This is a genomic window from Dyella koreensis (assembly GCF_044904565.1).
GTDB lineage: Bacteria > Pseudomonadota > Gammaproteobacteria > Xanthomonadales > Rhodanobacteraceae > Dyella_D > Dyella_D koreensis.
Window position 1 is genome coordinate 297,608 of the sequence record NZ_JADIKD010000006.1, and the last position, 24,011, is coordinate 321,618.

21 protein-coding genes are annotated in these 24,011 nt (G+C 62.2%); 11 read left to right on the plus strand and 10 right to left on the minus strand.

What is annotated here, in order from left to right:
* The first annotated feature begins 346 nt into the window (after nucleotides 1-346).
* Nucleotides 347-712, plus strand: coding sequence for a YciI family protein (locus ISS97_RS03335; protein ID WP_379984934.1), 366 nt, complete (start codon nucleotides 347-349; stop codon nucleotides 710-712).
* A 12-nt stretch (nucleotides 713-724) separates the two neighbouring features.
* Nucleotides 725-1,969, plus strand: coding sequence for an RNA polymerase sigma factor (locus ISS97_RS03340; RefSeq protein WP_379984935.1), 1,245 nt, complete (start codon nucleotides 725-727; stop codon nucleotides 1,967-1,969).
* A gap of 22 nt (nucleotides 1,970-1,991) precedes the next feature.
* Here ISS97_RS03340 and ISS97_RS03345 read toward each other — a convergent pair whose 3' ends face one another.
* The 4 genes from ISS97_RS03345 to ISS97_RS03360 form a co-directional block, all read right to left on the minus strand.
* Nucleotides 1,992-2,987, minus strand: a complete 996-nt coding sequence (locus ISS97_RS03345; RefSeq protein WP_379984936.1) for an MBL fold metallo-hydrolase — start codon at nucleotides 2,985-2,987, stop codon at nucleotides 1,992-1,994.
* Nucleotides 2,988-3,173: 186 nt separating this feature from the next.
* Complete coding sequence (locus tag ISS97_RS03350; protein WP_379984937.1) at nucleotides 3,174-4,163, minus strand: alpha/beta fold hydrolase; 990 nt, start codon at nucleotides 4,161-4,163, stop codon at nucleotides 3,174-3,176.
* An 82-nt stretch (nucleotides 4,164-4,245) separates the two neighbouring features.
* Nucleotides 4,246-6,102 (minus strand): M1 family metallopeptidase, encoded by a 1,857-nt coding sequence (locus ISS97_RS03355; protein ID WP_379984938.1) that lies wholly within the window; start codon nucleotides 6,100-6,102, stop codon nucleotides 4,246-4,248.
* Nucleotides 6,103-6,332: 230 nt separating this feature from the next.
* A complete protein-coding gene (locus tag ISS97_RS03360; protein ID WP_379984939.1) occupies nucleotides 6,333-6,974 on the minus strand; it encodes a glutathione S-transferase family protein in 642 nt (213 codons plus the stop codon).
* Nucleotides 6,975-7,109: 135 nt separating this feature from the next.
* On the opposite strand from ISS97_RS03360, the gene ISS97_RS03365 reads away from it, so the two are divergent.
* Nucleotides 7,110-7,814: a hypothetical protein gene (locus ISS97_RS03365; protein ID WP_379984940.1), complete on the plus strand. Its 705-nt coding sequence runs from the start codon at nucleotides 7,110-7,112 to the stop codon at nucleotides 7,812-7,814.
* Nucleotides 7,815-7,946: 132 nt separating this feature from the next.
* On the opposite strand, the gene pip is transcribed toward ISS97_RS03365, so the two are convergent.
* From pip to ISS97_RS03380, 3 genes are all read right to left on the minus strand, one after another.
* A complete protein-coding gene (pip, locus tag ISS97_RS03370) occupies nucleotides 7,947-8,900 on the minus strand; it encodes a prolyl aminopeptidase (protein ID WP_379984941.1) in 954 nt (317 codons plus the stop codon).
* A gap of 47 nt (nucleotides 8,901-8,947) precedes the next feature.
* Nucleotides 8,948-9,466, minus strand: a complete 519-nt coding sequence (locus tag ISS97_RS03375; protein WP_379984942.1) for a lipocalin-like domain-containing protein — start codon at nucleotides 9,464-9,466, stop codon at nucleotides 8,948-8,950.
* A gap of 122 nt (nucleotides 9,467-9,588) precedes the next feature.
* Complete coding sequence (locus ISS97_RS03380; protein ID WP_090449562.1) at nucleotides 9,589-10,092, minus strand: Lrp/AsnC family transcriptional regulator; 504 nt, start codon at nucleotides 10,090-10,092, stop codon at nucleotides 9,589-9,591.
* A 112-nt stretch (nucleotides 10,093-10,204) separates the two neighbouring features.
* Between ISS97_RS03380 and ISS97_RS03385 the strand changes: the two genes are divergently transcribed.
* The 3 genes from ISS97_RS03385 to ISS97_RS03395 are packed head-to-tail and all read left to right on the plus strand — an operon-like array spanning nucleotide 10,205 to nucleotide 12,130.
* Nucleotides 10,205-11,128 carry a DMT family transporter gene (locus ISS97_RS03385; protein WP_379984943.1) on the plus strand — a complete coding sequence of 308 codons (924 nt, stop codon included), beginning with the start codon at nucleotides 10,205-10,207 and terminating at the stop codon, nucleotides 11,126-11,128.
* Between the two features lie 3 nt (nucleotides 11,129-11,131).
* Nucleotides 11,132-11,428, plus strand: coding sequence for a cupin domain-containing protein (locus tag ISS97_RS03390; protein WP_379984944.1), 297 nt, complete (start codon nucleotides 11,132-11,134; stop codon nucleotides 11,426-11,428).
* An 18-nt stretch (nucleotides 11,429-11,446) separates the two neighbouring features.
* Nucleotides 11,447-12,130 carry a glutathione S-transferase N-terminal domain-containing protein gene (locus ISS97_RS03395; RefSeq protein ID WP_379984945.1) on the plus strand — a complete coding sequence of 228 codons (684 nt, stop codon included), beginning with the start codon at nucleotides 11,447-11,449 and terminating at the stop codon, nucleotides 12,128-12,130.
* A 95-nt stretch (nucleotides 12,131-12,225) separates the two neighbouring features.
* On the opposite strand, the gene ISS97_RS03400 is transcribed toward ISS97_RS03395, so the two are convergent.
* The 3 genes from ISS97_RS03400 to ISS97_RS03410 form a co-directional block, all read right to left on the minus strand.
* Nucleotides 12,226-12,774 (minus strand): NMCC_0638 family (lipo)protein, encoded by a 549-nt coding sequence (locus ISS97_RS03400; protein WP_379984946.1) that lies wholly within the window; start codon nucleotides 12,772-12,774, stop codon nucleotides 12,226-12,228.
* A gap of 76 nt (nucleotides 12,775-12,850) precedes the next feature.
* Complete coding sequence (locus tag ISS97_RS03405) at nucleotides 12,851-13,501, minus strand: Pr6Pr family membrane protein (protein ID WP_379984947.1); 651 nt, start codon at nucleotides 13,499-13,501, stop codon at nucleotides 12,851-12,853.
* Nucleotide 13,502: 1 nt separating this feature from the next.
* Nucleotides 13,503-14,156, minus strand: coding sequence for a TMEM175 family protein (locus ISS97_RS03410; RefSeq protein ID WP_379984948.1), 654 nt, complete (start codon nucleotides 14,154-14,156; stop codon nucleotides 13,503-13,505).
* 338 nt (nucleotides 14,157-14,494) lie between these two features.
* Here ISS97_RS03410 and ISS97_RS03415 point away from each other — a divergent pair, with 338 nt between their 5' ends.
* From ISS97_RS03415 to ISS97_RS03435, 5 genes are all read left to right on the plus strand, one after another.
* Nucleotides 14,495-20,392 carry a hypothetical protein gene (locus ISS97_RS03415; RefSeq protein ID WP_379984949.1) on the plus strand — a complete coding sequence of 1,966 codons (5,898 nt, stop codon included), beginning with the start codon at nucleotides 14,495-14,497 and terminating at the stop codon, nucleotides 20,390-20,392.
* A 14-nt stretch (nucleotides 20,393-20,406) separates the two neighbouring features.
* Nucleotides 20,407-21,258 (plus strand): RHS repeat-associated core domain-containing protein, encoded by an 852-nt coding sequence (locus ISS97_RS03420; protein ID WP_379984950.1) that lies wholly within the window; start codon nucleotides 20,407-20,409, stop codon nucleotides 21,256-21,258.
* A gap of 11 nt (nucleotides 21,259-21,269) precedes the next feature.
* Complete coding sequence (locus ISS97_RS03425; RefSeq protein WP_379984951.1) at nucleotides 21,270-21,794, plus strand: hypothetical protein; 525 nt, start codon at nucleotides 21,270-21,272, stop codon at nucleotides 21,792-21,794.
* A gap of 229 nt (nucleotides 21,795-22,023) precedes the next feature.
* Nucleotides 22,024-22,428 carry a hypothetical protein gene (locus ISS97_RS03430; RefSeq protein ID WP_379984952.1) on the plus strand — a complete coding sequence of 135 codons (405 nt, stop codon included), beginning with the start codon at nucleotides 22,024-22,026 and terminating at the stop codon, nucleotides 22,426-22,428.
* A 91-nt stretch (nucleotides 22,429-22,519) separates the two neighbouring features.
* Nucleotides 22,520-23,929 (plus strand): hypothetical protein, encoded by a 1,410-nt coding sequence (locus ISS97_RS03435; RefSeq protein ID WP_379984953.1) that lies wholly within the window; start codon nucleotides 22,520-22,522, stop codon nucleotides 23,927-23,929.
* The last annotated feature ends 82 nt before the right edge of the window (nucleotides 23,930-24,011 follow it).

Genomic DNA, 24,011 nt, shown 5'->3' on the forward strand with positions numbered 1-24,011 from the left:
TCCCGTAGACCATCGGCATCGCGCATCCCCAAGGCCGCGCGATGCTTTTTTGTAGGAGCCCACCCTGTGGGCGACCAAACATCAGAACCGCCGTTTTTGCACAGCGAAGCTGCTCCACGGCGAAGGCCGCGGATGGTCCGAATGAAACGGCCCGCAAGAGCCGCCTCAGCGCGAGCCTACGGACGCCCGCCATCCTTGCCCGATCGTCGGGCACAGGATGCGCTCCTACGGGTATCTGCGCAGGCGTAGGATCAAGCAAATCCATGTTGTCCAAATCCCGGGCGCTCGCGCGTCATTGGATTGGCGGCGCATCATGCCCGCCGAAACTCTATGGAGGAGAAGGCACATGCAATACCTATTGATGACCTACGTGAATGAGGGCGGTTGGGCCAAGCTCACACCCGCCGAGCAGGAGCAGGGTGTCGCGTCTTACCGGGCGTATTCCGATGCGCTGGTCGAGGCAAAAGTGCTGGTCGGCGCCAATCGTCTGCAACGCACCTCTTCGGCGACGACGGTCCGCGCGGCGAACGGCAAGGCGCAGGTGCTGGATGGCCCGTATGCGGATTCCAAGGAACAGCTGGGCGGCTACTTTCTGATCGATGTGCCCGACCTCGATGCGGCGATCTCGTGGGCGGCGCGCTGCCCGGCCACACACCATGGCGTTGTCGAAGTGCGCCCCATCTGGGAAAACTGTGACCCGTCCAGGACGTGACGGCGTAAGACCATGAGGAGTCCGCGCGAAAACGACGCGCAGCGGACAGCGGACGCGGTAGCGCGGCGCAGCTATGGCAAGCTCGTCGCCTACCTCGCCGCGCGCACCCGCGACGTCACCGCTGCCGAGGACGCGCTCTCGGAAGCGTTTGCCTCGGCGCTTGCCGTGTGGCCACGGAGTGGATGTCCGGCGAATCCGGAAGCGTGGCTGATGACGGTGGCGCGCCGGAAGCTGATCGATGTCGCCCGGCATCAGCGCAGCGGCGAAGCGGTGGCCACGCAGCTGCGGATTCTGGTCGAAGCGCCGGAGGGGCCGGTCGATACGGCGATCCCCGACATGCGCCTGGCCTTGATGTTTGCCTGCGCGCATCCGGCGATCGAGGAAGGCATCCACGCGCCGCTGATTTTGCAGGCGGTACTCGGGCTCGATGCCAAGGCCATTGCCTCGGCTTTCCTCACCTCTCCGGCCGCGATGAGCAAGCGCCTGGTCCGGGCCAAGGACAAGATCCGCCAGGCCGGCATACCTTTCGCCATCCCGGAGCGCGAAGAGCTGCCCGCGCGTCTCGCCAGCGTGCTCGACGCCATCTACGCCGCGTTCGCCGAAGGCTGGAGCGATCCCGGAGGCATGGATGCGACACGCAGGGATCTCAGCGAAGAAGTGCTGTTTCTTGCCAGGCTCGTCGCCGAGCTCTTGCCCGAGGAAGCGGAAGCCCTGGGCCTGCTCGCACTCATGCTGCACGCCGAAGCACGCCGTCGCGCCAGGCGCTCGGCATCGGGCGCCTACATATCGTTCGCCGTGCAGGATCTGGCGCTATGGGATGCGGCGATGATTGAAGAAGCCGAATCGCTGCTCCGGCGCGCGAGTACGTTGCGTGCCATCGGTCGTTATCAACTGGAAGCCGCCTTGCAGTCGGCGCACGTCCACCGCCGCCGCACGGGTCACGGCAATTGGGAAGACGTGGTGCGGCTATACGATGCCCTGCTGACCCTTGCGCCGTCGCCCGTCGTCGCCGTCAATCGCGCATTGGCCATCGCGGAACTGCACGGCGTGAAAGCCGGGCTCGATGCGCTTGACGCCATCGCGGCGGACGCGCGTCTCGCCGAGTACCAGCCTTATTGGGCGACACGCGCGGAACTCATGGCGAGGAACGGCGCCTACAGCGAGGCGCGCCATGCCTATGAAATGGCAGTGGGACTCGAGCGCGATCCCGCCGTCCGTCAATTCTTGTTGCAACGTTGCGCAGCGCTGCCAGCCTGACCGAACAACAAGCCGTTCGATATCAGGCCATGGCGGCCATGCGCCTGGCCTTGCGGCGGCGCAGGAAACGGCGCAGGCCATAGATCACGCCACCAACGATCGCGACCGCAGCCGCCAGCAAGGTAAGCAGTACGCGGTTCTGGTTCATCATCACGAACATGCCATGCGTGCTGTAGAAGCCGTTGAAGTCCGCGACGGTGTCGGGCAGGTCGAGCAGATCCTGCTTGCTCATGGGCAAGGCGCGTTCATCGGGATGGTAGGACGTGCCCAGGCCGCTCAGCGCACCGTTCTTGTCGAGTTCGATATGGCCACCCAGCACATAACTCACCGGGCGATCCTTGAAGAAGTCCGCGACGCGACGGGCGCTGGCGAGGTCCGCTGTGCGATCTTCGATCAGCAGACGACCTGGCAATAGAAAGTCGCCGGAGAAAACCAGCCCGGTCATGCGGTCGTAGTAGAGAACGTGCGACGCGTAGTGGCCCGGTGTGGGCAGCACATCGATCACGCGGCCGCCGAGGTCCAGCTGAGCGACGCCGTTGGGCCAGTCAGTAAAGCCGAAGAATGACTTGACGTGATCGAGATCGGTGCCCACGACTTGAGTGTTGGGCCGCTGCGCGAACTGGCTGTCGCCGGTGCGATGATCCAGATGCCCATGGGTGTGCACCACGATCAGGGGCAGCGTTGAACCGTTTGTCTGCGGCAACAGCGACATCACGGTGCTACCCAATGGCACCCGGTTCGGTTCGGCCACATCACCGGTGTCGATCAGCAAGGCCTTGTCCGTGCCGACCAGCAGATACATGAAGGGCGCTTCGACGGTTTCGCACAGGCTTTCGCGCAGTACGAAGGTTGTGGCGTTGTATCGGTGCACCTGGATCGGTGGCGGCGCCTTGGCTTCGCAATGCGCGTTGGCCGTGCTCCATTGGACGTCCATCGAGCCTGGCGCAAGCTGAGCGCGGGCCGGCAACATGAAACACAGCGTGCTGATAGCCAGCCAGGCGCAAAGCAGTGGCTTCATACGGAGCTCTCCCGATCGGTAGGTGATGTCGCGCATTCGGATGCGCGGATCATGGAGAGGGTATAGCGTTCCGGCGAAGTGCAAGTAGTACTGGATCAAGGCGCCAACACATCGGCGTAGAACGCCGCCGATGTGCGATGCCGGCAAGTTCTTGCGCGCAAGGGGAAGTGATGCCTTCCCCGATAATCAATGCGACAGCGCGAAACTCATCAGGATGCGCGCGGTTTCTTCCGGCTTCTCCACGATCGGCATGTGATTGCAGCCGTTGAGGACGGTGGAGCTGATCGCGCTGGCGTGAGCCAGGCCATTGCGCAGGCTATCGAGTGCAGAGACGTCGATGATCTTGTCGTCGTGGCACCACATGCCCATCACCGGCATGTCGAGCTTGTCGAGGCGATTCTGCAGCGAGAGATACTGCGAGGGATCGCGCAGCTCGTTGAAGGTGCCGTTGATGAAGGCGCGGTCCTTCTGATTCTTCTTCACCAGCACGTCGATAAAACGCCCCGGAATCGGCGGAACCTTTTCGAAAGCCAGTGCGGTGGCGCGGGCGAAACCGGCGCGATCGTCGAAGGTGAAGGGATTCTTGCCAGCCAGTGCGCTACGCGCAAAGTCGTTTTCGTTGGCCTTGAGGCCGAAGGAGTCGATCAGCACCAGCTCGGCTACGTGCTCCGGATGCTCCGCGGCGTAGACGCCGGCGATGGCACCGCCCATGGAGTGACCGATCAGCACCACGCGCTGCAGGCGCAGCGCGGCGATGAAACCCTGCAGGCGAGCCACTTGGGCATCAATGTTGTAGCTGGCGCCTTCCACGCGGGTGGAGTCGCCCCAGCCCGGCAGATCGGGCGCGATCACGTGGAACTGCGGCGTCAGCAGCTTGGCCTGCTCCAGCCACACGTTCTTGTCGGCGGCGAAGCCGTGCAGCAGCAACAGCGTGGGGCCCTGGCCACCTTCGTAGTACGACCAGGTGGTGTCGCCAACCGTCACCGAATGCTTTTCCACGTGCGCGCTCATCGCCTGCCGCGCGATTTCCGCATGCAGAAGCCATTGCGGCGCGAACAAGTAGCTGCCGCCCAGCGCTCCGCCGATGACCGCCGCGACGATGGCGAGGAACTTGAGGCGTCGGATCAGCAGGCGCTGCCACAACGGGCGGGCGTTCGGGGCGGTAGGTGTAGCCATCGGGAGGATTCGCTCTGAAATGAGTTGAGCATGTCGGGTCGGCCGCGGCTCCGATCAAGGTCGGAGCCGCGGCCGTACGCGCTTACTTCTTAGCTTTCTTGGCCTTGGCAAAGATGCCCTCAACGGCATCCTGGGTCATCGGGTGGTAACCCGATTTGGCCTTGGCATAGACCTGCTCGGCGTAGGCCAGGCCTTCCGGCGTCTTGGCGAAGGCCTTGTACAGTGGCGTGGTGAGGTAGAGGCGGCCGATGCGCGTCATGTGCTCGGCGGCGGCGCTCCACACGTCTTTATCGCCAGCGGCGATGGCGTGGCTGTACCAGCGCATGCCAATTTCGGCGTTCGGCGTACCGGTGAGATGCCAGGCCGCATCGAGCTGCTTGAGTTTGTCGAGCGGCGCCACGTCCGGCATGCCGTCCAGGAAGTACATCCATTCCTGCGTGTTCCAGCCCTTGGCATCGAGCTTGTCGCCGGCCAGTGTGCCGCCGAGGAACGCGGTGCGCTCCTTGTCGATGGCGTCGAAGCGCGGAGAATCCGGCAGCGGGGCATCCTTCGGCACGCCGGGCTGGTACACCCAGGCTTTCACTTCGTCCCAGTTCATCTTGCCGGGGTTCTTGTCGAACAGATTGGCTTTCAGATAGTCGAGCATCTGCTCGGTGGTGATGCTCTGGAAAGCGAAATGGGCAAAGTAGCCTTTGAGATACGCATCGAAGGTTTCGCGGCCGAAGCGCTGTTCCAGCGTGCGCAGGAACCACGAGCCCTTGTCGTAGGCGACGCTGGACAGCGCATCGTCGGCGTCGATGCCGCGCGGTTCCGGCGCGAGACGCTGCGCGTTGGGCGACATGGTGCCGATCTCTTTCTGCAGCGCACGCGCGGAAAGCAGCGCTTCTTCGTCAGCCAGCGCCTTGCCGTACACAGCTTCAGTGATGCGGCCCTGCACGTAGGTGGTGAAGCCTTCGTTGAGCCAGATGTCGCGCCACGCCGCGCTGGTCACCAGGTTGCCCGACCACGAATGCGCCAGCTCATGCGACACCAGCGAGACGAGACTCTTGTCGCCCACCAGCACCGTCGGCGTGGCGAAGGTCATGTTGGGATTTTCCATGCCGCCGAACGGGAACGACGGCGGCAGTACCAGCAGGTCGTAGCGATCCCATGCATACGGGCCGTACAACTTCTCGGTCGCCTCGATCAGCTTCTCGGTGTCCTCAAACTCATGCGCGGCTTTGCCGGCCACGCTGGGTTCGGCATAGACGGCCGAACGCGGGCCGGTTTCCTTCACCGCCAGATCGCCGGCGGCGATGGCGAGCAGATACGACGGAATCGGATGCGGCTGGTTGAAGCTGAAGTCGCCATCCAGCGGATGCTTGGCGTCGTTGATGGCGCTCATCGTCACGCGCACATCCTTCGGCGCTGTGACGTGTGCGTTGTAGGTGAAGCGGATCGCCGGCGAATCCTGCAGTGGCACCCAGGAGCGGGCGTGGATGGATTCGGACTGCGAGAACATGAAGGGCAGTTTCTTGTCCGCCGTCTGCTCCGGCGTCAGCCACTGCAGGCCGGAAGCGGTCGGCGCGGTGGTGTAGACGATGCGCACCTGCGCCGGGTGTTGCGGCGTGGCGATGGTGAGCTTGCTGCCGAGCTGCTTGTCGCGCGGCGCCAGCGCGTATTTCAGTGCAGACGCTTTGCCGTTTGCGTCGAGCGCTTCGACCTTGGCGATTTTCAGGTCGCGCGTATCCAGCACCAGCGACTGCGCCTTGGGGTTTTTCCAGTCCAGCTTCAGCGTGGCCTGGCCATCGAGCTGCTTGTGCGGGAAATCGACCTTCAGATCCAGATCAAGATGCGTCACGCGCACCTGGTCGGGCTGGGCGTAGGAATGCGGGTCGGCGGCGAACGCGGTCAGCGGCAGCGTGAACGCGCCGAGGGCAAGGGCGGAGAGCAGGCGCATGAGGAAGCGACTCCAGAAACGGGAACGCCGAGTATGCCATCGGCATTGCCGGGGAGGCTTGTGGCGGTGGTCACTGGGGCGCTTGCTGCGAGCTGCCTCCGTGAGAGGCTGCGCTACTGGATTCCGGCCTACGCCGGAATGACGGGCCAAAGCGCTAGTTGCCCCTACCTATCGTCATTCCGGCGCAGGCCGGAATCCAGTAGCGAAAGCCTGCACTTGTGTGAGGTGCTTCAGCGCAGTTCCTTGCTCGCATACGGATCGATCGAGTACGCATACATGGTTGCCAGAAACCCCGGCTGCCCCTCCACCCGCGCGATCCACGCACGAAACTGCGGATAGGGCTCCAGCGCAAAGCCAGCTTCCTCCGCGCGACTGGCATAGGCGAACATGGCGATGTCCGCGATGGTGTAGCTGTCGCCGGCCAGGAACGGCCGTGTCGCCAGCTCGGATTCCAGGATGCCCAGCGCACGCTGCCCCTGCCGGCGTTTCAGGTCGATCAACGCCTGCGGCCGGTTCGGTAGCTTGCCGGTGAGGGTCCAGAAGCGCAGCGAGCCAATCACCGACTCCACCCGTTCCTGCTCAAAACATAACCACTGCAGGACCTTGGCGCGTCCGAACGCATCGGCGGGCAGGTAGGGTGTGCCTTCGGCCAGGTAGGCAAGGATCGCGTTGGACTCGCCCAGCACGCGGCCATCCTCCAGCCGGATTGCGGGCACGGTGCCGGTGGGGTTGATGCGCAGATAGTCCGCGGTCTGCCCCTCGCCCTCGAAGATGCTGATTTGCACACTGTGGTAGGGCGTGCCGAGGTGCTGCAGCAACTGGCGCACCTTCCAGCCGTTCTGTGAGGGCAGATAGTCATACAGGGTCAGCATCGCGGGCTCCGCTTGAAGGAATGCGACGAGTTTGACGAAGACGCATGCCTTCCGCTCTCCGTTTCTTGCGACCTGGTGTCAACCGGATCGTGCGCGGCGCGTCATCTTCTAGACATCCGTTTGCACGACACCTCCATGCCGCCACGCTCTGTCGCTATTCTGAAATCCTGCCTCGGCCTGGCCGTGTTCCTGATGCTGCTCGGCGCGTGGCTGGCTTCCACCGCGCATGCGCAAACGGCGCCGGCGGCCGACTACAGCGGTGCCTGGCGTCTGGATGACCGCAACAGCGATAGCGCCGATGCCGTCACCAGCCTGATGCGCGATGCAGCACGCAAGGAGGCGCCGCCGTCGACGGACACGCCGTCGGCCGATCACCCGCAGGGCGGCCACCGCGGCGGCGGTGCCGGCATGGGCCATGGCGGGATGGGCGGCGGTGGCCATGGCATGCGCGGCGGCAAGGGTGGGAAATCCGCGTCGACGGACGACAGCAGCGGTGAAAGCTTTCACAAGGACTATCCGCTGCCGCCGCTGCTGAAGACCGATTCGGTGCTACTGGTGCAGCAGGACGCCAAAGCCATCCAGCTGCGCCTCAATGATGGCCAGATGCTGGATGTGAAGCTGGACGGCCAGGCGCGCCAGGCTTTGAACGGCAACGCCATGGTCAGCGGCCGCCGCGAGGGCGGCCAGTTGCAGATTTCGTTCCGTTTCGCGGACGGCTCGCAACTCAACCAGCGTTGGGTCATGTCGCCGGACGGCAAGCAGCTCACCGTGTCCGCCGAGTGGCGCGTGCCGGATCTGCAGCCGGTGAACTTCAAGCGCAGCTACGTCGTGTTGCGCTGAGCTCGTCTTGTAGGAGCGCACCCTGTGCGCGAAAGCCCTGCGTAGCAGGGCCGCTTTTCTCTCCTCATATGGCAAAAGCAGCCCTGCTACGCAGGGCTTTCGCGCACAGGGTGCGCTCCTACCGTCATTGCTTCAGCTATAGCGGTCCGCCAGCCGGTCGGTTGCCTGCACTAGCACATCGACGATAGCCGGCTCCGATGCCGCATGCCCGGCCAGCACCACATGGAAATCCGCCTCCGGCCACACTTCCGCAAGGTCGTAGGCATTTTTTACCGGGCAGATCAGGTCGTAGCGCCCATGCACGATGGTGGCGGGGATGTGGCGCAGCTTCGCCGCGTCGCGCAGCAACTGATCCGGTTCGAGGAAAGCGCCATGGCGGAAGTAGTGCACTTCGGCGCGCGCTTTGCTGATCGCTGATGCCTGCGTATCGGGCTCTGCGGTGTCGTAAGGCGTGTCTTCCAGCGCAATGCAACTGCTCTCCCACGCATCCCAGGCCAGGGCGGCGGCGAGGCGTACCTGCACGTCCTTGCTATCGAGGCGCCGCCAATAAGCCTCCACCATGTCGCCGCGTTCTGCTTCGGGGATGTGCGCTACATAGCGCTGCCATTCGGCCGGCCGGATTTGCGCGGCGCCGGCCCCGAGCTCGTTGAACCACAGGGTTTCTTCCGGGCGCGCCAGATAGATGCCGCGCAACACCAGACCCAGCACGCGCTCCGGATGCGCCTGCGCGTAAGCCAGCGCCAGCGTGGATCCCCACGACCCGCCGAACACAACCCAGCGCTCGATGCCCAGCGCTTCGCGGATGGTTTCGATATCGGCCACCAGGTGCCAGGTGGTGTTGTCGCGCAGTTCGGCGAACGGTGTGGAGCGGCCCGCGCCGCGCTGATCGAACAGCACGATGCGATAGCGCTGCGGGTCGAAGAAACGGCGGTGATAGGTGGAGATGCCCGCACCAGGGCCGCCATGCAGGAAGATCACGGGGAGGCCGTGCGGATTGCCGCATTCCTCCACGTGCAAGGTATGCAATGCATCGACGGCGATGCGTTGAGTGCGGTAAGGCTCGATCTCGGGATATAGCTCGCGCATGCTCGAACTCCATAGGGCATGCGTGAGCATAGCAACGCATGGTGCGATCAGGCGCCGGGCGACACGCGATGCCACACCGAGATCGCCGTGTCGGGATTGCCCGGTGTCGGCGGTACCTGGTAGCTGAGATCGTCGCCGTTGATGGTGTAAGGCCGCGTCTGCACCGTGCCGTTCCAGTTCGGTGTGTAGTTGCCGCTCTCGTTCCAGTGTGGCGAGTACGCCGCATCGATGCTGAAGGTGAGCAGGTGCTTTTGCGTATCCAGCGAGATGCGGCCGTAGTGCGCGCTGACCAGCTGCGCGGCCTTGAACACCTTCGCCGGCTGTTCCTTGTCGGCAGGTTCGGCGCTACCACGATAGATCTGCAGGGTGTAGCGACCCTGCGCGTCCACGATCAGCCGTCCCTCAGCATTCGGGCCGAAGGCGGGCACCTGCTTGCCGTCACTGGTGATCGACCCGGCGGCGGTGAGTGTCCAGGTGCCTTGCAGTGGGGATGCTTCCGCCGCGAGTGCGGGATGTGCAGTAACAAAGCTCAAGAGCAGGGCGGACGCGGTGACTGACAGACGCATGGGGGAGTTCCTCGGTGGCGTGGGGACCGGGAACATCTAGCCAGGATTGAGCACGCGTCGACAGGCCGCGGATCGAATATCAGTGATGACAAAAAGCCATCATGCGCGGGCGATGGGCAGGGCTATCGCCCCGCCACCGCCGCATTCCGCATCGCCAGTGTCAGCGGCCGGTTCTCGTGCGAGGTCTGCAACACGATCAGGGTCGTGGTGCTGATGCTTGAGTGGATCTTGAGCAGGCGGTCGAGCACCGTTTCCAGATGCGGAATGGACATCGCCACCACGCGCAGCAGGGCCGAGTCCTCGCCAGCCAGGCGGCGGCAATCCAGCACTTCGGGCACGTCCGCCACCAGCGCGCCGACGCGGGCGCAGGTGCCGCCGTCGCAGCGCAGGCGGATCATCGCCTCGATCTCGTAGCCGAGCCGGCGCGGATCGATAGCGGCGCGGTAGCCGGTGATCACGCCGGCTTCTTCCAGGCGCTTGACCCGCTCGGCCACGGCCGGCGCGGAGAGGCGCACTTTGCGGCCCAGCTCGGCGTAACCCTGGCGGGCGTCCTGCTGCAGGGCCTCCAGCAGCTGCCAGTCCTTATTGTCCCAGATGGGTTTCGATTCAAAGGTCAGGGCGTTCATTTCATCCTTCGATCGTTAGCGAAACATGCCCATCCTACGCTGATTCAATATTCCTGCGTACGCCGGCCAGGGCTACGATTTCGCTCGTTTCCTCCCTATGGAATCCGTCCCCATGCAGACCCCGGAACGCCTCGACGGGCGTGCCCTTGCCTATATCGGCATCGCCCTGCTTACCTGGTCGTCGGCCTATGCCGCGATCGCCTACTCGTTGGCCTCGTTCACCCCGGGCGAGGTGGCGCTGGCGCGCCTTTCCATCGGCACGCTGTGCTTCGCCATCCTGCTGACCGTGAAGCGGGTGTCGCTGCCGGCCCGGCGTGATTGGCCGCAGCTGATCGTGCTCGGTGTGATTGGCCTGACCACCTACCACCTGTGCCTCAACATCGCCGAAACCCGCGTGGCCAGCGGCACGGCGGCCATCCTGATTTCGCTGGTGCCGGCGGCTACCGCGGCGGTGTCGGCGATCTGGGTGCGCGAGCGTCTTTCTGCGCGCACCCTCACCGGCCTGGGCGTGGCACTGGTGGGCGTGGTGATGGTAGTGCTGGCCAGCGGCAAGGACGTGAAGTTCGAGCCGATGGCGGCGCTGGTGCTGGTGAGCGTGATGGCCTCGGCGATCTTCTTTGTCGGCCAGAAGCCGCTGTTTGCGCGCAACAGCATGCTGGGTGTTACCGGCTTCACCTTCCTTGCCGGCACGCTGGGTGCGCTGCCGTTCGGGCTGGGCCTGCCGCATGCGCTGATGGCGGCGCCGGCCTCGCATATCGGTGCGTTGCTGTGGCTGGGCATCGCGCCCACCTTTATCGGTTACATCGCATGGAACGCCGCGCTGCAGCGCGCTACCGCCTCGCAGGTGAGCAGCTTCATCTACTTCTCGCCGCCGATCGCGGTGCTGATCGGCTGGGTGTGGCTGGGCGAGCGGCCGACCGTGTTGACTCTGATCGGTGGCGCGATCACCGTGGGTGGCGTGGTGCTGGCCAATGCGCGCCGTCGTCCTTCGGCGCCGGCCGCAACCGTGGTCGCTACGCCCGTCAAGCAAAGCTGAGTCATGGCGTTGATCCGTTTGGGCGAAGCGGCGGCGGCGCTGCCGCAAGCCTGGTCATCCAGCGTGCTGGCGCAGTTCGGCGAGGGGCGCCTCAAGCTGCTGCGCATGGACGCGCAGGCCTACCCGGAGGAGTGCCACGACTACGCCGAGGGCTTGCTGGTGCTGGACGGCGAGATGGTGCTGGAGATCGAGGGTCGCACCCTGCGTGTCGGTGCCGGCGAGATCTATCTGGTACCGGCTGGCGTATCGCACAGCGTGGGTGAGGGCAGCTACGGTACGGTGTTGATCCTCGACACCTGACCGTGGCGGAGCCCGCCGATGTACACGCTCTACATCGCCAACAAAAACTACTCGTCGTGGTCCATGCGGCCCTGGGTGCTGATGAGCGAATTGGGCATTCCGTTCGAGGAACGCCTGGTGCCGTTCGGGCAGGGCGGCAACTGGGAAAGCTTTCGCGCGTTCTCGCCCAACGGCAAAGTGCCGTGCCTGCATGACGGCGACACGGTGGTATGGGATTCCCTCGCCATCACCGAGTATCTCGCTGAGCGTCATCCCGGTGTCTGGCCGGCCGATGCGGCCGCACGCGCCTGGGCGCGTTGCGCGGCAGCGGAAATGCATTCGGGTTTCGGTGCATTGCGCCAGCATGCGTCGATGAACTGCGGCGTGCGCGTGCGTTTGCATCACCTCGACGAAGCCTTCCGCACGGAACTGGCGCGCCTCGGTGAGCTATGGAGTGAAGGCTTGCAGCGGTTCGGCGGCCCTTATCTTGCCGGTGCTGCGTTCACCGCCGTCGATGCGTTCTACGTGCCGGTGGCGTACCGCATCCAGACCTATGGCTTGCCGGTATCGCCGTTTGCCGCCGAGTTCGCGCAACACTTGCGTGATCTGTCATCCGCGCGCCGCTGGTACGCCGACGCCCTGCGCGAAACCTGGCGCGACTGCGCACACGAAGACGAAGCCCATCTCGCCGGCGAATGGCTGGAAGACCTGCGCAAATCGTAGGAGCGCACCCTGTGCGCGAAACGGCCCGATAGGGCCGCATGGCGCACACTCGAAAGCACGGCCCTATCGGGCCGTTTCGCGCACAGGGTGCGCTCCTACTTGGTCACCCGTGCCAGCGTGGCCATCGCCTGCACTGGTGCATCCGGCGATACGGCGGTAGTCAACGTAAACACCAGCTTGGTGCTGTCGCCCGGACGCGCCCACGCATAGCTCAGCGTATGGATGGGGCCGGTCGGCGCCATGCCGTGATCATCCTGCTCGCGTGATGATGTGAGTGGCGCAGGACTGGTAGCGACAAGCGCAGTGAATTGCTGCTCCACATTGATGGTGTCGGCGTACTGCGCGAACACCGCGCAGACGCCATCGTCGCGCAGCGACACCACGAACTTGCCCTCACCCGGCCCGCGTTGCGGCCAGGCCTTGCCGGGCATGCCGCCGAGGAAAGCGCGCGCGGTGTCGTCCGGCAAGGTGGGTGTCTTCGCCGCCGTGAATTCCGCGCTCAGCGCTTCCGGCTTGGCGTAGTGCTTCATGCAGGTGGTGGTGTAGAGCTTCATGAAAAACGCGGAGGCTTCCGCGTCCTGGGCCCCGGCGTTGACCGACGCCAGGAGCAGAGCGACAACAGGCAGCAGCAAATGGACACGCATGGCGATTTCCGTGAGTGGCGATGGCCGCGCTGCATTTTGCCGCAAGCCCATGACGAGGCGCTTCTAGTCGGGCGATTCAGGCGGGCTGCGCGACGACCCGCCGCGCCTGCCAGCGACCCAGGCCCACCAGCACCAGCGCCACCGCGATAAAGAACAGCAACACCATCAAGGCGTCGCCCACCACGCTGACATAGCCTAGTGCGGTCACGTCGAGAAACGGGTAGGGATACCAGCCGTTGAGCGCACCGCGCACCAGCACATAAGCGAAATAGCCCGCCGGATACGCCTGCCATACCAGCACCTGCGACCAGCGCAGCGATTGCTTGGGCACCGCCAGCCACCAGTACAACAAGAAGATCAGAGGCATCGCATCATGCAGCGTCATGTCGGCGAACAGCTGCCAACCTTCCGGATGCCACAGCTTGCGCAGCAGCACGTTATAGATAACGCCTACTACAGCGATGCTCATCGCAATGGCCGTGTTGACGCCGGGCCGGCCAAAGAAGCGCGTAATCGTTCCGCGCGGCCCGATGGCGCCCGCCGTGAGCGCCAGAGCGACCAGGATGTTGGTGAGCACCGTATAGAAGCCGAAATAAGTCCACACCCCGGCCAGCGCGCCTTGGCCATTGGATTGGGTCAGCTGGATCGACAACAGCAACTGCAGTGCGAGCGCAAACCAGCCTAGCGCGGCGGTACAGGTGGCGAACCAGCGATAACGCGTAGGCATATCAGCTCCGGGGCATTCCGGCGTTGCCGCGCGCCACCTGCAAACGCAGCGCATGACGCCGGCCCGCCGCAGCATACAGCCGCACCATCACCGGAATACCGAGAAACAGGAAATCGCTGAAGCCCGGCGCGAACCACGCCGCAATCAGAGCGAGCGCCGCCGTGGTCGGCATGCCCCAGGCACGACAGCGCGTAGCCGCGATTTCTTCCGGCGGCACGTCTCCGCGCACGTAAGGCGCACGCAGCGCCACCGAAAACAGCCAGCGCTGCAACAGCCCTGCCAGCAGCAGACTGCCCGCGTAGAAAAGCTGCGGCACACGCGCCAGCGGATTCGAACTCATCAGTGCCGTAACGAACGGCATGAACGCCACCACCATCAACAGCAGCATGTTCGGCCACATGATCTTCTGGCTGTAATCCGCCAGCATCCCGAACACCCGGTGATGCGCCATCCACAGCGCGCCGATCACCAGAAAGCTCAGCATGAAACCCATGAAGTTCGGCTGCAGCTCACGCAACGCCTGCCAGTAGGCCGCATCGTCCCGCGTACCCACATGCGGCACATGCACCTCGATGATCAGCAAGGTGATGGCGATGGCGAAGACGGCGTCGGAGAAGAAGGTGAGGCGTTCGAGTTGTGAGGCGTTGGTGCTCATTGAGATAGGTGGCTCCCCTGGGTCCAGCGCGGGATGCTGGGGGAGCGAAAAGAGGTTGTCCAGCAGCTGAGATACGCGCCGATAGGCGGAATAGACGGCTGATTGCTGCATTTCGCAAGAAATTATTTGTACAGCAATAACTTGCGCGTTGCGGCCATGTTTCCGAGCCGCTAGCTTTTCGGCGCACTCACGCGCAATGCGTGGGTTAGGGGAATCAGGGGAAATGATCGGTCGCACGCGTTGGTTCGTGGAGTGGCGGTCTTGTCTGGGCGATACCCGGACACGTGGCCTATGGAAGGCCGCTCCACGTCGTGCGCAACTCACAGGGGAAGTTGCTTATGACGCTGGGAAATGGGCGTGGGATGCGCCTTGGGCTGCTGGCTGCGATGTACTTGTTCGCCACCTCGGCGGCATGGTCTCAGTCGGCGGCGCCGGTATCGCCGGAGAGTGAGTATCAGAAGCGCATCAAGGTCAGCGAGGACATCCAGCCGCTAGGAGAAAATCCCTTCGGCGAGCAGATCAGCCTGTACAACGGCGCGCTGTCTTTCGAGCAGACTGATGTAAGCGCGGCGGGTATTGGCCCGTTGTTGCAGCTCACGCGCGAGTTTCATCTGCCGGATGTCAGTCCGGTAACCGTCTATCACACCTTCCTCAACAACGCGTTCGTCGACTGGTCGCTGGAAGTGCCGCGACTGGAGACGATGTCGGCGGCGAACGGCTCGGGAAATCTCGAGCCGGCGGATACCGCGCAATGGTTCTTCACCAGCAGCGCGCAGCGTTGCAGTTCGTTCGCCAGCGGTCCCGATATGTTTGTCGCCTTCAAGGGAACGCAGATCGACTACATGCCGCAGCAATGGTGGCATGGCTATCAGCTGATCATTCCCGGAGCAGGCAGCCAGGACGTGTTGATGCGTGATGCGTCGAACACGCTGTCGCCGCAGATGACGGTTAATGGAACGTCCGAGTCGTTTCCTCTGGTTACCAAGCAGCACTGGTCGATCGGGTGCTTGCCGCAGACGTCCAATGGCGCAGCGGGGGAGGGCTTCCTCGCCGTTTCTCCGGATGGCACCAGCTATTGGCTCGATGCGTTGGTCTACAAGAAGGCTGATCAAGTAGCCTTCGGTGGTGGTGGTGCGCTGTATCGCCGCGTGGCCATGATGCTCGCGTCGAAAGTAGTGGATCGCTTCGGCAACACGCTGACTTTCAGCTACGACGGCAATGGCAACCTCACGGGCATACAGGCGAGCGATGGCCGGCAGGTGTCGTTGACGTGGGAGAGTTGGCAGAGCCAGCAGAAAGACACGTTCGGAAACTACGTCAATCCTGTTTCTTATCGCGTCCATTCGGTCACGTTGCAGCCTGCAAGCGGCGCACCAAGAACCTGGACCTACAGCTACACCAGTGATCCCTATCTGCCGCGACTGACAAGCGTGCAGCAGCCGGACGGCAGCGCGTGGTCCTTCAATCTTGGAAACTTCGCGCCGCTGCCCAGCGACGGCTATCTGATCGACGATAGCAACGTATGCGCCTTGGTTCCGAAGCCGCAGGACGCCGTTACGTCGTCGGGAAGCATTACGCACCCTTCGGGTTTGACCGGTACATTCACCGTGCAAAGCACCGTTCGCGGCCGCTCCAATGTGCCGTATTACTGCCCCAACCTGGGCAACGGCTACGACCTGCGCTTTCCCAATATCTACAAGCAGAACTCAATCACCCAGAAACAGTTCACGGGCGCCGGTCTGCCCACCTATACGTGGGCCTACAGCTATTCCGGATTCAACTACAGCTGGACGACCGATTGCACTTCGGGGTGCGCATCCACAGTCGTGACCGACGTGGTGGATCCGGCGGGCCATGACGTCAAATACACCTTCAGCAACAAGTTCGATGCCAGCGAAAGCATGCTGTTGCAGACGGACTATTACGCAGGCGCCTCCGGCACCGCCGTGGTGCGCTCCGAGATCAATAGCTATGCCAATCCCACCGGCGGCCCGTGGCCGACGACGCAGGGTACTTCGCCGCAAATTGTCGTGAACCAGGCCCAGGCGGGTCAGTTGATCCCGGTCAATCAGCGCACCCTGCAGCAGGATGGCGATACCTACGTTTGGCTCGTCGAAGCCTTCGATGCCTATGCGCATCCCACCAAGGTGAAGCGCTACAACAGCATCGCCGGACAAAGCGCGATCGAGGAACAGACCAGCTACCTCAACGATCTGCCGCACTGGGTGCTCGGACTGCCTCAGGAGACCGATAACCTCACCACCGGCGAGCAAGAGAGCGTCTACACCTACAACCTGTCCAACGTGACGCTGCAGTCGCGCTCCAAGTTCGGTCAGACGCTGATGAACTACAGCTATGACGGCCAAGGCCAGCTCGCCAGCTTCACCGACCCCAACAATCACACCACCACGTTGAGCAACTACAAGCGGGGTATCCCGCAATCGATCGGCTACCCGGATAACACGTCGCAGAGTCTGGTGGTCGACGACTTCGGTCAGATCAGCAGCCTCACCGATCAAGCAGGAAGCACCACCAGCTATAGCTACGACAGCATCGGCCGCATCACCGGCATCACCTATCCGGCCGGCGACGAAGTGGCCTGGTATCCCAAGAGCTTCAGCTACACCCCCGTAACGAGTGCCGAGCGCGGCATCAGTGGCATGCATTGGCGTCGCACGACCACCAAGGGTAATGCGGTCACCACCACGTACTTCGATGCGATGCTGCGTCCGGTGTTGAGCGACACCTCCATCAATGGGGTATCGACTTCCGATATCAGCACACGCATCGATTACGACTGGAAGGGACAGAAGACCTTTGTGTCGTATCCCGTCAGCGGTGCGCCGGACCTGGGCTCCATCGGCAGCGGCACCACCAGCGTCTATGACGCGCTGGGTCGTTTGACCCAGACCCAGCAAACCTCCGAGTTGGGCACGCTAACCACGACAACGGCGTATCTCTCCGGTGCGCGCAAGCAGGTCACCGATCCCAAGAGTTACGTCACCACCACCAGCTACCAGGTCTTCGATCAGCCCTCGTACGACGCGGTGATCCAGGTGCAGGCACCGGAAGGCATTGCCCAGGCGATCAGTCGTGATCTCTACGGCAACCCGTTGTCGATCACCCAGTCGGGCCTCTACGGCACCGAGAGCGATAGCGTCACCAAGACACTGACCTACGACAGCTACCACCGCCTGTGCCGCACCACCGAGCCGGAAAGCGGTAGCGAAGTGACGGCCTACGATGCGGCCAACAACGTGGCCTGGACCGCCTCGGGCCTGTCCATCACCGGAACGGGTTGCGGTCAGGATCAGGTGGCCGCGGCCGCGCAGACCACGCGTGGCTACGATGCGATGAACCGCGTGCTGACCCTGGCCCCACCGGCGGGGACGCAGAGCACGACGTATACCTACGATCCGCTCGGTAACGTCGCCACGACCAACTCTGGTCTGACGTACTGGACCGGCTATCGCAACAAGCTGGGCCAGCTGACCGGTGAATCGCTGCAGGTCAGCGGCCAGGATCAATGGCGCATGGGTTATGCCCACGATGCCTATGGCTCCATCAGCACCATCCAGTATCCGAATGGCGAGGCGGTGGGCTATGCACCGGATGCGCTCGGCCGCGCCACGCAAGTGGGTAGCTACGCCAGCGGTGTGGGTTACTTCCCCGACGGCGACCTGGCGCAGTTCACGTATGGCAATGGCGACAGTTATGCCGTGCAAAAGAATGCACGCCTACTGCTCAGCAACTTCAGCTACGGCAACGGCAGCACCCTGAAGCTCAGTGAGGATTACAGCTACGATGCCAACGGCAACATCGGCACGATCAACGATCTGGCCGGCGGTCCGCGCAGCAAGGTGCTTAGGTACGACACCTTGAATCGCTTGACTCAAGCGCAGGCTAACGGCCTGTGGGGTACCGAAACCTACAGCTACGACCCGCTCAACAACATCCGTAGCCGGGTCAGCGGCGGTCAGACCTTTACCTATAACTACGACGCCACCAATCGCCTGGGCAGCATCACCCAGGGCGCCACTTCGGTGGTGACGCTGCAGTACGACAACCGTGGCAACGTCAACAACCGCAATGGCGCCGCGCTGAACTTCGACCAGAAGAACCAGCTCACCAGCGTGCAGGGCTACGACAGCTACGCCTATGACGCGGCGGGCCGTCGTGTGATGAAGGCGCCGGCCAGCGGGGCAGGGGCGAGCTACTACTTCTATACCCAGGCGGGTCAGCTGGTGTATGCCTTCGATGCCAGTGCGTCCAAGGCCACCAACTACATCTACCTCGGCAAGAAGCTGATCGCGCGCAACGAGTCGTTACAGTTGTCCGCGCCGGCCAGCATCAGCTTCAGCGCCAATCCCAACAACGGCAACTACACGGTCAGCTGGACCGCCGTGCCGGGCGCGACGGGCTATAACCTCAACGAGAGCACCGACGGTGGTGCGACCTGGGCCGCAGTGGGTGGCGGCACCCTCACCACCAACAGTCTGGCGCTGATCAACAAGAGCGGCGGCAGCTACACCTATGAAGTACAGGCCTGCGCCTCGGCCGGCTGCACCGCGTGGACCGTATCTTCCGCGCTCGGCGTGACGCCGGTGCAACCTACGATCACGGTGCCCACTAGCATCACCAACGGCAATTACTCGGTGAGCTGGAGTGCGTCAGCGTCGGCGACGAGCTATGACGTGCAGGAAGCGGTGAACAACGGCGCGTGGACCATCATCGCCTCCGGCACCACGGCCACCTCGATCAGCCGCCCGGGCACCACCAGCGGTAGCTACACCTATCAGGTGCAAGCCAAGAACGCCTACGGTACGCGTGGCTGGGTCACTTCCTCGGCGGTGACGGTGGATACCACCTATGGCGTGGTGCCTCCGGCACCGACCAGTGTCAGCGTGCCGGCCAGCAGCGCGGACGGCACCGCGACGGTGAGCTGGGCTGCAGTGACGCAGGTGACGCATTACATCGCGCAGCAGAGCAGTGATGGCGGCACCAACTGGACGCAGATCTACAACGGCGCCGCGCTCAGTACCGCTGTCAGCGGGCTGGCGAACGGCAACTACGTGTATCGCGTGGAAGCCTGCAACGCCTACAACTGCAGTGCATGGGCGACCAGCGGCACCTTAGTGGTGACGCATCCGCCCACCGGCGTACCGACAGTGTCGGCACCGGGCAACAGCACCAATGGCAGCTACACAATCAGCTGGACGGCGGTAAGCACCGCCACCAGTTACACGCTGCAGGAAAGCATCAACGGCGGTGGCTGGACCACGGTGCAGGCCAACGGCAACACCAGCTGGGCGACCAGTGGTCGTGGCAACGGCGGCTATGGCTATCGCGCGCAGGCGTGCAACGTGGGTGGCTGTGGGGGCTGGAGCAGTACCGGAACAACGACGGTGCTATTGCCGCCACCCGCGCCGGGCAGCATCAGCGTACCGGGCACCAGCAATGGACCGGTGTCGATCAGCTGGGCGGCCAGCAGTACGGCGACGAGCTACAACCTGTACCAGAGCTTCAATGGTGGTGGCTGGACCGGCGTGTATGGCGGCGGTGCGACCAGTGCTTCCACCACCGAAGGTGCCACCGGCAGCGTGATCTTCTATGTGCAGGCGTGCAATGCCAGCGGGTGCAGCGGCTTCATCGGCAGTAGCACCGTCACCGTCACCATCCCGCCGAGTAGCGCGCCGACTGTATCCGCCCCAGGCAATAATTCGACAGGTAGTTACACCGTTACATGGACAGCTGTTGCCGGAGCCACTCGCTATGACTTGGCGGAACAGGTCAATGGCGGCGCTTGGAATACCGTGCAGAGTGGCGGCTCCACTAGCTGGAGCACGAGCGGTCGCGGCACTGGCACTTATGCCTACGCCGCGATTGCATGCAATGCCGGTGGCTGCGGACCTTGGGGTAGTGCAGTTAGCGTCTCCGTTCTGCTACCGCCTCCTGTACCAACCGGCATGACGTTGACTACCACCAATCCATGGACCAAACCGGTTGTGCATCTGAGTTGGAATGCGGCGGCTACGGCGACGACCTACACGGTGCAATACAGAGACCCCTACAACAATCTGTCGACGTTCTATAGCGGCTCCAGTACGTCCTACCAACAGCTTCTGCAGGTCAACGGCACGGTGAGTTTCCGCGTGCAGGCATGCAATGGCAGTGGTTGTTCTGACTTTGGCGCGTGGGTCACCACATCGCTCGCCTCGGGCGGTACCGGCGGCTAACCAAGGAGATGGTCATGACGATGCTGAAGAATTTTGTTGCCGTGGTCAGTCTCTGGATGTTGGTGTGTGCGACGGCCAGTGCGGGCAATGTGACTTATATCTATACCGATCCGCAGGGGACGCCGCTGGCGGAAGCGGATGTGAGTGGTAATGTCACAGCGACGTTTGACTATAAGCCGTATGGCTCACAGGCCCTTGGTAATCCACCTTCTGGTCCAGGTTACACGGGGCACGTGAGTGATCAGGATACTGATCTCGTCTATATGCAGGCTCGATACTACGACCCCATAAGCATGCGGTTCTTAAGTACCGACCCGGTTCATCCTGTATCTGGAAATCAAGTTTCCTTTAATCGGTTCAATTACGCTAATAACAATCCAGTGCTGTTTATTGATCCGGACGGGAGAGAGGCTGATCAACAAGAGCAGCAAGGGCAACCGCAGCAACCCCCGCCTCCGCCACAGCCGCCACAGCCGCCACAGCCGCCACAGCCGCCACAGCCACCACAGCAGCAATTGCAGTACAAAAAAAATGTGCCGCAAGCTACTGGCCGACTTGCGGATCTCTTAAGTTGTGTGCAGCAACAGTGCCCAGCAGAGAGAATAACTGTGACGTCAACGGATGAGGTCATTCCGCAGCACCCGAGCGATAGTGCACACGGCAGAGGTGAGGCTGCAGATCTTAGGGTTACACCTGGCCATGAGCAGCAGGTCTTGCAATGCGCGGCTAATTGCGGGGCCGGATATGGCCAAAACGAAAGAGCGAATCCTTCTGCTCATGCTACTGGCCCCCACGACCATATTCAGCTTGGGCATGGTACTAACGGTGGTCGAGGCGATTTACCACTCCCTGAAGTGGGTCATTGAGGACACATTAAATGAAGATTTTAGGCTCTTTCATTGTTCTGCTGCTTTGTTCATCAATGGTGCCGCTCAGAGCCAGTACCCCTTGCCTTCCAGATAATGTGCGGTCGAAGCTGTCCATTAAATTTCCTGGATGGCATGTGGTCGAGTTAAAAGATCTGCGGGAAGAAGATCAGGATTTATTGCGTGAACATTCCGGATCGGATTGTCCGGGCGTGGCGGCGGGCAATTTTGATGGACGTCGACAAAAATCCTATGCCGTAACTCTTTTCAAGAATGAAGTTGGTCTCAAGCAAATGTTGATTGTGATTCACCCGGAGACGGACGAGTCTAAGAAGGCCATCACTGTCCTTGACGAACCAAAAGATGTTTCTTATCTGTCAGTGGTTTGGCGGGTTGATCCGGGTGTTAATTCAGATGTGAATGGGAAAAAGTTCAAAATAAGTCAGGATTCGATATCGTACGAGGCAATTGAGGCTGGCTCCATTCTTTATTATTTTTCTAAGGGCGGTTATCAGCATATTCAATTAACTGAGTAGTTCAATGCGGTCTGAGGCGAAAAGGGGTCTGGGCGAAAAGGGGGCAGAGTGAGATGACCCGAGTTTGACGGACACCTTTGAAGGTGTCAGATAGTCAAGCGTGAACGATTCGCCGCGGAATTCAAGCGTGAGGCAGTCTCGCTGCTCAGGCATCGTGCCAATGATTGTCGATAGGTCAGTTCAACGTCTTCGAAGAGGGCTCGCTCCATACATTGGAGAGGTGAGCTTATTGCTCTTGATCTCCTTTGGAGCACTGTTTGTTTCGATGAAGAGGCATGAGTGGGGGATCGCCATCGCCGTCTGCGTCATCTGGCTGCTCGCATTCGCGTACTTCTCTTTCGGGTTCAAGTACAAGATATTTTGGACAAATGAAGAGATCCGCCAGGAGGCCAGCGGCGGCAACGTGTGTGTAAGGTATGAGGCAATCACCAAAGTTCAGCTAGAGGTGGCCAACTCGGCCGAGTTTGTGTCGCCTTCGAGGCCTTTTCGAAGAATTGCGATCTATGCCGAGAGGCCTTCAGGTGACGCTGACTTCATTGATATCTCGCTAAAGCACTTTTACTTAGCGGATGTACGGAAAATGCTGAAATCCATTCATCTTCATCGTCCAGATTTGGTGCTCCCAAAGCTTTGAGCTCACGCCGGTTCATGGCGAGAGCATGGTGCCAGTGACTCTTGGGTGCCAAGCCCCGGCGGGTGCATGATGCCGCCAGGAGGACCGACAAATGCGTGGGATACCTCGTGTCAGGCTGGCTCTCGGCAAATTCGTGGCGATCTACCGCGCCGCCACCGTAGGCATGCTGTGGCTGGTTTGCACAGCACCGGTCATCCATGCGCAGTCGGCCGAAACGTGGCGGGCACAACAGACGTCCGCGATGGAAAAGGCAGGCGACATTTTGGCCCAGGCTCGTCGCCACAAGGGCTTGCTGGCACAGTACATGGTGATGCGCAAGGCTTCCGCGAGCGATGACTCGCCAGCGTTCCGCCTGATCTTTGGGCAGTATTTGAGTTGGTATCAGAGCTTTTTGGGCGATTACCCGGCTGCCGTAAGGAGCTTCTCGATCGCGCAGATTCCGCAGGCGGATGACTTGCCTTCGCCGCTGGCTGAAGGCGGCTATGTGGCGCGTCCGGCGCTGGACGCTATTCCCGAGCTGGCCAGGAATTACCAGATCGTGCTTCTCAACGAAGCGCACAACGTGGCGCTCACACGCAGCCTGTCCGTGCAACTGCTCAGTCGCCTGTATGCGGAGGGCTTTCGCTATTTCGCCGCCGAAACGCTGATGCAAAGCGATACCGGTTTGCAGGCGCGCGGCTACCCCACGACAGACAGTGGCTTCTACACCGAAGAACCCATCTACGGGGAAATGGTGCGCACGGCGCTGAAACTCGGTTTCAAAGTGATCGCCTATGAAACGACCTCGGATGCCGGCAGTGCCGATGCGCGCGAAGCCGAGCAAGCACGTCTCCTATACGAGAGCGTGTTCGCGCACGATCCGCACGCACGGCTGGTTGTGCAGGCGGGCTACGACCATATCGTGAAATCGGGCCGTTACCTCGGCGGCCAATCCATGGCGGAGCATCTCCACAAGCTCACGACCGCGCCGATGCTATCGGTCAATCAGACCGCGATGTATCCGCGCCCCAAGAGCAAGAACGATCATCCCTATTACACGGCAGTGATGAAGCAACTGCAGCCCGGTGTTCCTATTGTTTTCGTCGATGCGAACAATAAGCCGTGGTCGCTCAGCCCCCCTTATGACGTCACCGTGTTCTTTCCGCCGGAAAAGCTGCAACATGGGCGCCCCACCTGGCTGAGCCTGGGCGGTCTGCGCCGCACGCATCAGGTAAATGCCAACGCTTGCCACGGGCATTACCCCTGCCTGGTCGAAGCGCGTTACGCCGATGAAGGACCGGATGCGATACCTGCTGACCGTCTGTTGTTGGACTTGTCGCGGGTCGCGCTGTCCATCGGCCCGATGGATGTGTATGGCAGCACGCAGGAGGCGCCTTCCGGCGAGCTCTATCTCCGCCCCGGCAGCTATGAGTTGAGCTTCATTGTCGATCAGGACAAGACGCCGCAGCGGGAAACCATCGTGGTGCGGGATGCATCGCCAAGGGAGCCTGTGCAGCGTTAGCGTCGCTCCACGTCGCGCAGGAGAGTAAAAATTCCACTCGCCTAAGCGCACAGATACGCATCACAACGCGGCATATACCTAC